The organism is Lysinibacillus sp. FSL K6-4013 (assembly GCF_038630435.1).
Taxonomy (GTDB): Bacteria; Bacillota; Bacilli; order Bacillales_A; family Planococcaceae; genus Lysinibacillus; species Lysinibacillus boronitolerans.
Map to the genome: position 1 here is coordinate 3,696,395 of NZ_CP152031.1, position 12,792 is coordinate 3,709,186.

The following is a 12,792-nucleotide window of genomic DNA, read 5'->3' on the forward strand; positions in this document are numbered from 1 at the left end:
ATTCCGTATAATTACTTTCACGATTCATTCCCCATTATGATTGAATACTTGGGGATTCTTGGATTTTGGCTCGCATCCACATTTTCGGTCATTATTATCATGCTAAGTATATGGTTTCTTATAAAGAAAGCGGGCATTGTTAGTGCTTTACTTATTCTTTTTATCACGGTGATTCTTTTATTCCTTGCTTTCTTTTCATTGTTCCATTGCTACTCACCATAATAAATTGAAGCCTTTGAAGATGAATACTTCAAAGGCTTTTTAGCATTTTTAGAAATACAGCACCATATAATCCTCATCAAAATATTGCTGTCCTATTTTTAAGGCGTTTCGTTCTGTTCCAAAAACGTGAAAACCTAACGATGTGTATAATCCTTTTGCTGATTCATTGGAAGAAACAACTGTTAAATTAATTTGCTTGACGTCTACTAGTGACTTTGCTTGATTGATGATCTCTACCATTAGTTGTTTTCCTATGCCCAATCCCCGCTTTTTTGAAGAAACATAAACGGCAAAAATACTCGCTTTATGCTTTAGCTTCATTTTATTTGCTTGCACCAATGTCGCCACACCGAGTAAATCCTCCTGGTCAAATGCCCCAAATGTAAATGTTCCCTGTCCCTCGAGCCTATTTGCAAACGACTCAAGTGACAAATCCTTTTCTTCCTCGAAGCTAGCGCCAAAAGCTTCTGGATTTGTTTGCAATCCCTCTAATCTTAAATCTCTATATACCTCAGCATCTGCTGCTGTTAATTGTCTATTTTCCATGCCTTTTCCTCCTATCATACTTTTCCTATTTATCGGTCATAACAATTGGCATTTGATGTACTTTTCCAACAGTAATCCTTAAAATGGAAGTGAAGGAGCTGAAAATCTATGGAATCTACTAATATGTCAAAACATTTTCGTACGTTACAGGCACAACGAGCACACTATCTACCAGCTATTCATTCCCTTTCACAGGAAGAACTATGGCGAGTAACACGTGAGGGAAAATGGTCCATTGGTGAACACTTTTATCACCTTTATTTGATTCTCAAAATGCTCCACACAGCAACCAAATATTTTTTATTCCTCACGCCTATCGCTAAAATGCGAAGAAACAAGCCATTCTCTACTGAAATACATGATATTTATGAAGAATATCAATCCAAAAAAGGACAAGGAATGCGAGCACCAGGTATTTTAGTTCCACCTAAGAAAATACGCTTTGTATTAAACAGTTATGATATCGAGCATTTACTTATCAACGAGACACTTGCTTTGCAAAAGTTAGTACAAAATATAGACGAGGATGTTGCAGGACACATAGTTTTTCCTGATCCCATTGCGCATTATCCTAATCTCATTCAAGCTATTCAATTGTTGGCTATTCATGAGAGACATCACTATAAGATTGCTGTTAAAAGAAAAGTGACCTAAAATGATGCTAACATTTTAGGTCACTCTATAGTTTCTAAAGCAGCATGCGTAAAAACTTTTCAAAATGCACGCCTGCCTCACGAGGTACTTGCTCCTTCGAAGTAGCTTCAATTGCAGCGGCTAAAAATGTTTCTGCTAGTGTCATTGATTCCATTAAATCTTGTCCGCGCATCATGCCGCCCATTATGATGGATGCGAAGAGGTCGCCTGTGCCTGAATAGCTCTCACCATTATAGTTGCGGATATTATGAAAAGACCGCTCAGAATCGACAAACATATTCCCAACATAACGCTTGTCCGTATCCCCTACTGGTGGATTCAAACCCGTAATAATGACGTTTGCTCCAGTTGCTTGCTGTAGCTGCTGACCTGCCTCCTTAAGGGCATGAATATAATCTGTATCATTTTGATAGCTCAGTAGCCTTTCATATGATAAACCTGTAAGCAAGCAACATTCCGTAACATTTGGCGTAATAATATCAGCACACTTTACTAACGCTTTCATACGATCAAGCAATTCACCAGTAAACATTTTATAAACCTCACCATGATCACCCATTACTGGATCGACAAGCAACGTCGTCTTATTTGAGTGAAACACGTCTAAAAAGCGAAATATATTATCGATTTGCTCCTTACCTGTAACAAAGCCTGTGTGAATACCATCAAAGGTAGCTCCAAGCTTACTCCACTCATCTATGAAAGAGTCCATCTTTGATGTTAAATCTTCACAATAAAAGCTTGAATATCCTGTTTGAGCCGTTAAAATAGCTGTTGGTAGTGGGACTGCTTGCACACCCATCACAGAGAGTACAGGCATCGCCGCCGTTAACGAGCACTTTCCAAAGGACGACATATCTTGAATTACTGCAACTTTTTTCATCATACATTCCACCTAACTCATCCTGCTTTTACTCTCCTCATCGTATCACAATTAGAAAGTTGCGAAAATAACCTTAAACTGACCCTTAACTTTTTTATGAAATTGACACTTTTACAATAGTCAGACCTTTGTTAAAGTAAAAATCATCAAAATATTCATCATAGTGAGGAAGAGACAAATGCAAAATATACAAAGGCCAACATCCTATACAAAATCACGTACAAAAACATTTGATTTAGTCATTACAGCCATTTTAGCAGCACTTGTTTTCGTTGCTACAATGTTTATCAATCTGAAGCTACCGATAGGGCAAGGTGGTCTTATCCACTTAGGAACATCTATGCTGTTTATCTCCGCTATTTTATTTGGGCCAAAAAAAGGAGCACTTGCTGGAGCTATTGGAATGGGCTTATTCGATATCGTAGGTGGCTGGTTAATTTGGGCACCCACAACCATTATTTCACGCGCATTACAAGGCTTCATTGTTGGTAAAATTGCTTGGTCAAAAGGACATAAAGGTGATAATCTTGGGTTGAATATTTTAGGAGCAGTAGTATCAATGCCCGTGATGATTGCTGTTTACTATGTTGGGCAAGCCATTATGTTCAACAGCTGGATTGCCCCGCTGGCATCCATTCCAGGAGACGTCATTCAAAACATCGTAGGCTTAGTTATCGCCATCCCGGTATGTGTTGTATTGAAGAAAACGCCATACTTCAAAAAGAACTTTTAATGAGAATACGCCATCTTGCTGTTCAATACAGTAAAGATGGCGTTTTTTATGGTGTGAGATGTAGAAACAATGAATTTCAAGATAACGTGAAACTAGCCTTGATTTTTTTCATACTATAAGGTGGAGGTGGAAAAATGCCAAGAGTAAAATACCGTGATGCAGACGTTGCTTTAATGGCAAGGATGATGAGGGCAGAAGCTGAGGGTGAAGGTCAACAAGGTATGCTTTATGTGGGCAATGTCATTGTAAATCGTGCAGTGGCGTCCTGTTTAGACTTCAATGATGTAAGAACGATTGAGCAGGTTATTTACCAGGTACAAGGTGGAAACTATTCTTTTGAAGCTGTTCAAAAAGGCAATATGTTTTACCAACGAGCGAGAGAAACGGAAAAAAGATTGGCGAAACAAAACTTAGATTTTTGGCGAGAGCATCCAGCAAAATACGCACTCTGGTACTTCAATCCATATGCACCATGTCCCCCAACATGGTATGGTCAGCCGTTTACAGGACAATTTAAGAATCATTGCTTTTATGAACCTGCTCCAGATACTTGTGCCAGTGTATATATGGGATAAGGTTTTTTGACTTTTAATAACCTACATTCACAAGTTTAATAACGCACTACTACAATTCAAAGCCAAACGTGTTAATTGACTATAAATCGCCAGATGTAAAAAGGCTGAAGGAATAGATGCGAATCTAGTTCCTTCAGCCTTATGCTAGCTCTTATTTTTTAATCGTTACATATTTGCTATAAACATACCCCGACGTATTATTATAAGATATCTTATACCAGCCTTGTATTTCCTCTAAAATTGTAATTTCGGTATTCTTTGAAATTGTCCCATATACTTTTCCTGAGTTCGATGGCTTTGAACGAACATTTAAGTGATAAGCCGTAACAATCCCTTTAAGTGATTCTGGCTGAGTAATTGTTGGCTTCGATTTGTCTGGTGCTGTCTTACTTGGATTCACCGGTTTTTCTACTGGCTCATCTTTAGGTTTATTCAATGCTTTTACCAGCTTTTGATAAAATTCACCTGACGTTTTTACCCCAGTAAATTGGCTAGCATCTACTTTTGCTTTTGTTGCTAGCATTTTTATTTCTTCTTCTGTAATCAAAGCTTTGACATTAATCGATGCTATATTTGTATATTTACCATCTTCCGTTGTAGGAATGGCTAAAATATCTTTATTGATTAATTCAACAACAGCAGCACGGGCAGGCGATTTCATATCGACACCAACGATTTTCCAGTTATGTTGGATCACTGGCTCATACACACCGTTCATCTCTTCTTTTAGATATCGAATAGCTAGATTACGGATTGTACCGCCTGTTTCTCCATAGGCACTTTCTTCTTTAGAGGACCAAATCATATTAAACTTACGCCCTTCAAGTGCCTGACCTTTTGATACAAGAAAATCCATTCGATAAGAGTTCATACCAAGCTTTAAGTTGTCTTCTAGCTTAATCGGGGTACCATCTAATTTGCGTAGATTTTTTATTCTGTTACCTGGCTGCTCAGTTAAATCGATGTCATATTTTACATTTCCGAAATAATCATTCGTACTATATTTAGAGGAACGACGCGTTTTATCAAAACTAATCGTCACATCTCCATCTCGTGTGCTATTAAAATAGCCAACTGCCCATTCCATATAATCTTTTAAATCTTTGCCCGTTACTTCATAAACTGATACTTCTCCACCAGCAAATTGATAATTATAGGCGATATCCTTTTTCTTAATAGGACCTACATCCAATGAAGCTTTGTCATTATCAATCTGATGTGCTACCACATCTGCCTTACTATAATGCAGCATGACCTCATGGAAAAAATCTGATAAAGGTGTTTCTTGGATGTGTACAGCTGGTATACCCTTAATTTCATTTTTGGGAACAAGATTTGTTCCTTTAAGCTGTGCTACTTCGATATTAGCATCTTCACGTGCATAATCATGGTATGGCTTCAACGTTTTTTCTAGGTCTTTATCCGATTCAACAAAGGTCCCGTCTTCATTCTTTACTGGAATAGTTGAAGCATCTTTTTCTTTAAGCAACAATTTCTCACCTTGGCGAGTAAATGTTAAATCAATTCGTGAAATATGTGTTCCATATTTATTAGGCTCTGTTATAAAAACACCGTTCACTTCTTCTTTATTTATCAGTACATGATTGTGTCCTGCAAAAATAGCAGCTAGTTCTGGTACGGCATTAGCCATTTCCTTCACACCCGTTCCTGGAACACCATTTTCATTTTCCAATCCCATATGCATAAGGCCAATCATGACATCTACTTTACCCTCTAATTCCTTAACTGCCTTTTTAGTCTCTTCTATCGGGTTTTTGACAACTAAACCATCAAGATGATTTGTCCCCTTCTCATACTCTGTAATCAAAGGTGTAACCATGCCAATAACCCCGATTTTAACCCCTTCACGCTCAATAATTGTATATGCAGGTAAATAGCGTTCGCCATTTTCTTTATAAACGTTCCCAGCAAGTCTTGCTCCATTAAATTGACTGGAAACTTTATCTAATACATCCAAACCAAAATTAAACTCGTGATTACCATATGTCCAAGCTTCATAGCCCATTTCATTAACAGCAACCATCATCGGTGACTGCGGCTGGTCATTAAACAATTCTGCAGAATTATCCTGTATTAAATCTCCATTTTCCAGTAGGATGGTATTCGGATGATCTTTACGGATATCTTTAATAATTGTATATAATTGCGTTAAACTTCCTGTGAGATTTGGTCCATCCACTGCGTAATCCCAAGGCATAGAGCGGCCATGAATATCTGACGTAGCCAGGAGTGTAATATGAATATCTTTCTCTTCCTCTTGTGCATTGACAGGCGTTTGTGTAAAGACAATTCCTGTTGCCAGAATCAATACAGCCATACTTAGTATTGTTATAACTTGTTTCAATTGATTCATTTCCTAGTTTTCTCCCTTTTTATTCTGAATTTTAAGATTCCTAATCAGTGTAGCATTTATGGAGATGTCTAACCAGGTAAAATCTATCATAAAAGTAATATAATTTCATAAATTTAACAGATATTAGCGTGATTAAAGAGGAAAAAGCAATAGAAAATCGATATTCAACAAAAGTTTCACTCCCGTCCAATATCCCTATTTTAATAGGATTTATTTGATTCATCTGGATATGCTACAGCCACTCTCACACGTTTTTCCTTTAATAACAGGACTCCCATCAAACCAATGAAGGAGAATATAACAGGCGAAATGAAGCCATAGTAGTACCCATCACTTACATTGCCTGTGGCAGCTTGAAAGTAATCTAAAATATACCCAAAAATAATGGGTAGCAATGCGGCACTTAGAAAGCCCCCTGTATTGGCAAACCCAGAAACAATGCCTGATTCATTTAAAGGGAAAGTTTGACGAACTGCCGCAAAGGTTAAAGCACTTGCACCATAGCCAAAGCCGATGATAAAGAACAGGACAATGAGCATGAAAATGGACGGATGCCCTTTCAATAAAAGAAAGGCAAACCAACTCGCTAAAACCGCAATGTGCACAACAATATAGGGTCTCTTAATTGTACCTAAACAGCCAGCAATCCAGCTCATTAAGGGTGCTCCTATTAGTGCTCCGACTAGACCAATCATAATTAGCTGACTAGCCTCTGACCGTGACATCTCATACATATTGATCCCATATGGTACTGCCCACGAGCTAATAAAGCCAACATACCCGCCAACAACGCCAAAATGACAAAAAAATAAAGCCCATGCTTGCCTGCTTGAAAATATTCTTCGTAATAATCTGGAGCTTTTTTCACGTTGTATTTCTTCAGTTTTGAAGACTGGTTCCTTTGAAAAGATGCGTTTTGTGTTTTGTACGAGCACAAAATAAAGAAGTACACCACATAAGCATAGTAAAAGTCCTGTAGAGAAAAAGGTGATTCGCCAACCTAATAAAAGAATCAATGTAGCAAAAGGCACTGTTGCCAATAAGAAGCCTAAGCTCCCTGTCATACCTGCAAAGCCAATTAATCGTACAAACTCCTTTTTATGAAACCATTGTGCCAAAATAAGCACCATATTCACCCATATGGTGGCATCTCCTACACCAGTAAGTATTCTAGAAAAGAATAGAATGAATTCATGTGTACCTAGACTGTAAAGAATCGTTCCTATACCTGTAAGGGTGGCACCAATGATGAGGAAAAGGTTTGGCCCAAATCGGTCAGCTAGAATCCCCATTGGAATTTGCAAACTCGTGTACACAAAAAATTGAATACTCGTCAATAAGCCAATTGTCGAAGCCGTTACCCCAAAATCCTCCATCAATTGATCTGTAATTAACCCTGGAGCAGTTCGCTGACTTGCCATTAACAAATAGGTAAACAATACAGCAACAAACACAATCCATCTGTACTTATGTTGTTGTTTGTCCAATAATCACTACTCCTATTAGCTTTTATGTTATGTATATGAGTTCGAGGTCAGGATAAAACCTGCTTTTGAGGAAGCTTGAAAATTACGACAGAAAGAAAACGCACCCAGTCTACACTAAGTGCGTTCATGCTATATTATACTGCTGGCTGAGGCTGTTCACTGACATGTACTGCTGGTTGACGGTCTTTCCAAGGCATTGCTTCCTCTAGCTGTCTACCTAGCTGTAATAACGTCAATTCATCTGCAAACTTACCTGTCATTTGTAGACCAATTGGTAGACCTGATTTACTTTCTGCTAAAGGCAATGATATGGAGGGCTGACCTGTAGCATTGAATAAATTTGTAAACGGTGCATACGTGAAAATTTGCTCTGTCCATTCAACAGCCGAAATGTTAGGATTGTTGGCATTTAATTCACCAATTTTAGCAGGAAGTGTGCCAATAGTTGGACTCAATAAAATATCATAATCTTCAAAGAAGCCTGCAACTTGACGAGAAACGACTGCATTTGTATGAATAGCTTCCAATAAATCAGCCGCCTTTAATTGACCACCATATTCATAGCATTTCCAAATGGCGGCTTCAATATAGTCTGGAGAAACTGCTTTACCAGTTCCCGCTGCAGCCCCCTTAATCATTTGATAAATATTCGCTGTCCAAATATCGACCGTCGCCTTTGTGAATGATGCTTGTTCATATTTCGGACGCGCCTCTACTACCTCGTGTCCTAGTTCTTTTAATACTTGAACTGTTTTATGAACCGCTTCTATACATTCCGGATCGACAAATGCCCCAGAATTTGTTTCAGTTGTCCAAGCAATTTTTAGCGGGCGCACTGTTTCCTGGATAAGTTGTCCATACGGTGCATGTGTTACTTCTAATTTGGAATAGCTTCCTAAGTCAGGACCTGCTACTTGATCTAATAGCACCGCTGTATCACGAATTGTACGAGTCACAGCGAACTCAATGGCAATACCATTTAAAGGCTCACTATTGAATGGACCAGCTGGAACTCTTCCCCGTGTTGGCTTTAATCCCACTAACCCACTACAGGAAGCGGGGATACGAATAGAACCTCCGCCATCATTAGCATGAGCGATTGGCACAATACCACTTGCCACAGCGGCTGCTGACCCTCCACTCGAACCGCCTGGACTATGATTTAAATTCCACGGATTGCGCGTTGCACCATAAATAACTGCTTCAGTCGCTGCATTATAGCCAAACTCAGGTGTTGTCGTAGTACCTGCTAAAATCAAGCCAGCCTTTCTAAAACGCGCCATTAATTCACTATCGACGGGTATAACCGTATTTTCTCCAATACGACTCCCCATACTATGCGGAACACCCTCTGCATGTAACACAAGCTCTTTAATTAAAAACGGAACACCTGCAAACGGCGCATTTTCATCAACCTTCTCAATTGCTTTGTCAGCCTGCTCTTCTAACACACTAACAACTGCATTAATGGATGGATTGACTTTTTTTATTCCTTCTAACGCTAGCTCCTTTAATTCCTGTGGTGTTACTTCCTTTGATTTTACTAGCTCTGCTAACCCAATACCGTCATAGGATGCATACTCTTGTAAATTCATATTCTCACCTCGTATAATAGTAATCTTGCAACTATAATGTACTGAATATTCTAAATTTAAGATATTACCCGAAAGGATAATTCTGTTTTAAGTAGAATATAAAAGCATAATAGAGAAATGAGGTGTTTTCATGTTTTTAGAAAATGATTTAGAAAACATTCTTAAAGCGAGCTATCATATTTCAAATATGAATGTGAAACAAAGTAATGAAGGGTTTAAACATGAACTATTGCATACAATAAGTCAGCATCTCGGCTATCACCATATGTTATTTTGGGAAATAGCAAATAATGAGTTAACCGCCCCTGTGCTTTTTAATATAGAGCGTCATACGATTAATGAATATTTACAAAGATATAAAAACTTTGATCCATTACACCCTCAAAATATAAATACACAGCATTCCATTCAGCTAATGAATAGGAATGAAGTTATGTGCCTGCAAAAACAAACCCACTATAAAGAAGTTTTTTTGAAAGAAAATCGCTATGAAGATGAAATGGCCATGTATTTAAGAATAGACAATAAGCTCGTAGCAGTTATTGGCTTTTTAAGGAAAACAGGAGAGAAGCTATTTAATGAAAAAGATATTTTAAAGTTAGTGTATTTGAAAAGAAATATCGAAAACATGTATTCCCTCCATCACTATTCACAGCCTTCCATCTTATTTGAAATGACAGAAAGAGAAAAAGAAGTTTTAAGCTTTGTTTTAAAAGGCTTAAAAAATATAGATATCGCCCAGCAATTATTTGTCAGTGAAAATACAATCAAAAAACACCTTCAAAACCTATATAGAAAGTTTCAAGTAACCAATCGTACCCAACTGCTGGCAAAGTGTTTGAAGTATATTGATCATATTTAGGAGGGTCATCTATTGAATTCAAAGGTAGTATGATTAATTGGCATAAAACTATTTTCCCTCAGTAAAAAACCGCCCCACCAATTGGTAGAGTGTGTCTAACAATTGGTGGGGCGGTTCTCATTTTAATTCTAACTATAAGGTGCTCTTTTACTTAATTACTTTGTACTTTATACACTTTACTATCAAGCTGTCTATTTATTGCCTGCTGTAAAAATCGTGTGGCGGTAAATAGTTTTTCTTCATCAATATTCGTTTGAATGCCTAAACGATGCAGGAAATTTACTAAATCATTCGTTGACACATTGCCGCTTGCACCAGGGGCATAGGGGCACCCCCCTAAACCTCCAATAGCACTGTCGTATTTTGTAATCCCCAGCTCAAGTGCTGCAAAGATATTGGCTAAAGCACGGCCATACGTATCATGAAAATGAAGGGCAAACAAATCACGATCGTATTGAGTGAGTAGCTCTGATAAAATAGCCTTTACTTGTACAGGATCTGCTACCCCAATTGTATCGCCTAGTGAAATTTCAGAAACGCCCATTGCTAGATAGGCATCAATGATTTCCTTCACTGTTTGAAGCTTTACTTCATCACCAAACGGACTGCCAAATACAGTTGAAATATAGCCTCTTAACGGTATACCTTCACGATTTGCTGCTTCAGCTACAGCTTTTAAGTTCTGTAAAGATTGGTTAATTGAAGCGTTTACATTACTTTGATTATGCTCCTCAGAGGCAGAGATAAATAACGCAATTTCATCAACCTTTTGTTGAATGGCTCCTTCTACCCCTTTCAAATTAGGCACAAGAGCTGCATACGTTATTTTTTCATCACGTGCGATTTGCTCAAACACTTCATGATGATCGGCTAAAGCTGGTATCCACTTGGGACTAACAAAAGAGGATACTTCGATATGACGGACACCTGTTTCACTTATTAAATTAATCCATTGCACTTTCAAATCAGTTGGAATAAAAATTTTCTCATTTTGTAAGCCGTCACGAGGACCAACTTCTCTTATTTCCACTTGTTTTGGTAAAGTCATCAAGATACACTTCCTTTAATTAAATGCCGAACAGCTGTAGCATAATCCAGCTTGATGCATAGAATACCATGAATTGCACACCGGCCCCTACACCTAAAATACGATTTAATAAACCACCCACAGTTGCGACTGTAAATGTTAACACTACTCCTAGCAATTGTGCCTCGTTATAGGCAAGCAAAAATGCTAATCCGATGAACATCGCTACGATTGCTTCCTGGCTAATATATTTCAATACTAATACAGATGCTTTACGTGCATAATTCATCGCAAATGGATAAGCAATTAAAGCGGCTACACTAATACCGATTAACCCAAAAATGAAAAAGTCCCATGAAGACATGAGCGTGTGTAAGTTGTTAACTGGATCTACTGTAAAAATCGGTGGTGCATTAAATAAAGGTGATGCTGGCCCAAGTGCTACTGGGCTTAACGGAATACCGAATGCAATTAATGGAATAATCGCTTCAGCTATATATGTTGATTCCGTTACACCATTCATGACAGTAAGACTCGTTGTTGATTTTTTATAGGCACCTTTTGTACGTGAGCCCACAATTTCTCCCATCAATGACGTCATCCCGACAGGACTGAAAACAAATGTAAGGGAGGAAAGAAACGTTGTAATGCTCGTAAAAATGGTCTGCCTTTTCGATAAAATTTTAAATGGATTCGGGAAATAGCCCTTCCATGATTTCGTTTCGGGAGCAAGATTATATTGATTTGGCTTACTGCGAGCTAGATCATTTTTAGCAACCGAAGAAGCCGCCATTAAAATATTACAAAACATCGGTCCAATCGCAATTCCTAAAAAGAATGTAATACTTAAATGTTTATCCAGCATCGCGAAGCTAACGCTATCTAAAGCTTTAATGAAAAATGCAAATGGAATAATGATTAAAATACTTGCCCATTTTCCCTTTGAAAAGAATGCGATTAAAATAGCGGCAAGAGTAAAAATGATGCCTGATGAAGATTTAAAAAAGTCGGCAAATTGACCTAAAAACTGACCTAACAATACAGCGGTTGGTAGGGCGATAAAGGCACCGATAACACCGCCAGAAATCATTTTACGTAGTGCAACGTGCGGCATGCCTAAACGGCGTAATGTATTGGCATGATCGATTAACGGTACAGCCGTTGTATCCCCTGGAATGCCTAATAACGCAGTTGGGACAGCATGTGTTAAATGCTTAGCTAACACGCCCGCCATGAAAAAGGCGAATACCCCTTCAGGAGGCGCTCCCAGCAAAATAACTAACAATGTAATGGGTACCATAATTGCTGTTTCATCTGTACCTGAGATAAGACCAATGACAGTAAAGATAGCTGCACCAAGAAGTGCAAATAAAAGAGCTATTAAATAAATACTCATTTTTTATCCGCTCCTTTCAAGCCTTGTAAGCTAGAAAGAATGCCAAAATCCTCAAGCTCTTTTTTTGTCACTGGATCTTCCTCGATTAAGCGTATTTCCTCGTCTATATCAATTTGTAAATCCTCAAATGCTTCCTTTAAAGAATGACTGGATGCTTCATCTTCTACTAAAATACGCTTTGGTTTAAAAAGAATCGTATTAATAGCAACAACAATCAGAATACCCGTGATTCCTGTTAACAGTGAATAAGAGTTAATCATCTGAGGGTCTGCAAACTTCGGAAAAACCCACTGGCCAAACTGATAGCCTAAAAAGCTTGCGGCAACGCTTAAAATAATTGAAATAATTAACTGATTGCCAGAAACCGTGTCTCCTAAAATTTCAATAAACTTCTTTTCCTCTACATTTTTTTGCCCATTGTATGGAGTATTCGCCATG

The 12,792-nt window shown here is 38.1% G+C and carries 12 protein-coding genes; 4 read left to right on the forward strand and 8 right to left on the reverse strand.

The window, feature by feature from the left end:
- Positions 1-270 precede the first annotated feature (270 nt).
- A complete protein-coding gene (locus MHB39_RS18370) occupies positions 271-768 on the reverse strand; it encodes a GNAT family N-acetyltransferase (protein ID WP_342544843.1) in 498 nt (165 codons plus the stop codon).
- 108 nt (positions 769-876) lie between these two features.
- Between MHB39_RS18370 and MHB39_RS18375 the strand changes: the two genes are divergently transcribed.
- Complete coding sequence (locus MHB39_RS18375; protein WP_333003633.1) at positions 877-1,422, forward strand: DinB family protein; 546 nt, start codon at positions 877-879, stop codon at positions 1,420-1,422.
- 34 nt (positions 1,423-1,456) lie between these two features.
- On the opposite strand, the gene MHB39_RS18380 is transcribed toward MHB39_RS18375, so the two are convergent.
- Complete coding sequence (locus MHB39_RS18380) at positions 1,457-2,305, reverse strand: pyridoxamine kinase (protein ID WP_269899045.1); 849 nt, start codon at positions 2,303-2,305, stop codon at positions 1,457-1,459.
- A gap of 178 nt (positions 2,306-2,483) precedes the next feature.
- Between MHB39_RS18380 and MHB39_RS18385 the strand changes: the two genes are divergently transcribed.
- Positions 2,484-3,038 (forward strand): ECF transporter S component, encoded by a 555-nt coding sequence (locus MHB39_RS18385; protein WP_048394329.1) that lies wholly within the window; start codon positions 2,484-2,486, stop codon positions 3,036-3,038.
- A gap of 134 nt (positions 3,039-3,172) precedes the next feature.
- A complete protein-coding gene (locus tag MHB39_RS18390; protein WP_004228176.1) occupies positions 3,173-3,613 on the forward strand; it encodes a cell wall hydrolase in 441 nt (146 codons plus the stop codon).
- 151 nt (positions 3,614-3,764) lie between these two features.
- On the opposite strand, the gene MHB39_RS18395 is transcribed toward MHB39_RS18390, so the two are convergent.
- The 3 genes from MHB39_RS18395 to MHB39_RS18405 all read right to left on the reverse strand — a co-directional run bounded on the left by MHB39_RS18395 (position 3,765) and on the right by MHB39_RS18405 (position 9,069).
- Positions 3,765-5,987 (reverse strand): 5'-nucleotidase C-terminal domain-containing protein, encoded by a 2,223-nt coding sequence (locus tag MHB39_RS18395; protein ID WP_342544847.1) that lies wholly within the window; start codon positions 5,985-5,987, stop codon positions 3,765-3,767.
- A 200-nt stretch (positions 5,988-6,187) separates the two neighbouring features.
- On the reverse strand, positions 6,188-7,474 hold the full coding sequence (locus MHB39_RS18400; protein WP_333003639.1) for an MFS transporter: 1,287 nt from the start codon (positions 7,472-7,474) through the stop codon (positions 6,188-6,190).
- A 134-nt stretch (positions 7,475-7,608) separates the two neighbouring features.
- Positions 7,609-9,069, reverse strand: a complete 1,461-nt coding sequence (locus MHB39_RS18405; protein WP_342544848.1) for an amidase — start codon at positions 9,067-9,069, stop codon at positions 7,609-7,611.
- 130 nt (positions 9,070-9,199) lie between these two features.
- Between MHB39_RS18405 and MHB39_RS18410 the strand changes: the two genes are divergently transcribed.
- A complete protein-coding gene (locus tag MHB39_RS18410; RefSeq protein WP_342544850.1) occupies positions 9,200-9,931 on the forward strand; it encodes a helix-turn-helix transcriptional regulator in 732 nt (243 codons plus the stop codon).
- A gap of 151 nt (positions 9,932-10,082) precedes the next feature.
- Here the strand turns inward: MHB39_RS18410 and MHB39_RS18415 are convergent, their stop codons facing one another.
- From MHB39_RS18415 to MHB39_RS18425, 3 genes are read right to left on the reverse strand one after another with little or no spacing between them, the layout of a single operon-like run.
- Entirely contained in the window at positions 10,083-10,979 is an 897-nt protein-coding gene (locus MHB39_RS18415; RefSeq protein WP_342544851.1) for a hydroxymethylglutaryl-CoA lyase, read from the reverse strand.
- 19 nt (positions 10,980-10,998) lie between these two features.
- Positions 10,999-12,354: a tripartite tricarboxylate transporter permease gene (locus MHB39_RS18420; protein ID WP_205445360.1), complete on the reverse strand. Its 1,356-nt coding sequence runs from the start codon at positions 12,352-12,354 to the stop codon at positions 10,999-11,001.
- Complete coding sequence (locus MHB39_RS18425) at positions 12,351-12,791, reverse strand: hypothetical protein (RefSeq protein ID WP_004228167.1); 441 nt, start codon at positions 12,789-12,791, stop codon at positions 12,351-12,353. Before MHB39_RS18425 ends, MHB39_RS18420 begins: the two co-directional genes overlap by 4 nt.
- Between the last annotated feature and the right edge of the window lies 1 nt (position 12,792).

Excerpts from the sequence above, each read along its gene's own strand:
- MHB39_RS18370 (WP_342544843.1), bottom strand. The coding sequence starts at position 768 with ATGGAAAATAGACAATTAACAGCAGCAGATGCTGAGGTATATAGAGAT.
- MHB39_RS18375 (WP_333003633.1), top strand. The coding sequence starts at position 877 with ATGGAATCTACTAATATGTCAAAACATTTTCGTACGTTACAGGCACAA.
- MHB39_RS18380 (WP_269899045.1), bottom strand. The coding sequence starts at position 2,305 with ATGAAAAAAGTTGCAGTAATTCAAGATATGTCGTCCTTTGGAAAGTGC.
- MHB39_RS18385 (WP_048394329.1), top strand. The coding sequence starts at position 2,484 with ATGCAAAATATACAAAGGCCAACATCCTATACAAAATCACGTACAAAA.
- MHB39_RS18390 (WP_004228176.1), top strand. The coding sequence starts at position 3,173 with ATGCCAAGAGTAAAATACCGTGATGCAGACGTTGCTTTAATGGCAAGG.
- MHB39_RS18395 (WP_342544847.1), bottom strand. The coding sequence starts at position 5,987 with ATGAATCAATTGAAACAAGTTATAACAATACTAAGTATGGCTGTATTG.
- MHB39_RS18405 (WP_342544848.1), bottom strand. The coding sequence starts at position 9,069 with ATGAATTTACAAGAGTATGCATCCTATGACGGTATTGGGTTAGCAGAG.
- MHB39_RS18410 (WP_342544850.1), top strand. The coding sequence starts at position 9,200 with ATGTTTTTAGAAAATGATTTAGAAAACATTCTTAAAGCGAGCTATCAT.
- MHB39_RS18415 (WP_342544851.1), bottom strand. The coding sequence starts at position 10,979 with ATGACTTTACCAAAACAAGTGGAAATAAGAGAAGTTGGTCCTCGTGAC.
- MHB39_RS18420 (WP_205445360.1), bottom strand. The coding sequence starts at position 12,354 with ATGAGTATTTATTTAATAGCTCTTTTATTTGCACTTCTTGGTGCAGCT.
- MHB39_RS18425 (WP_004228167.1), bottom strand. The coding sequence starts at position 12,791 with ATGGCGAATACTCCATACAATGGGCAAAAAAATGTAGAGGAAAAGAAG.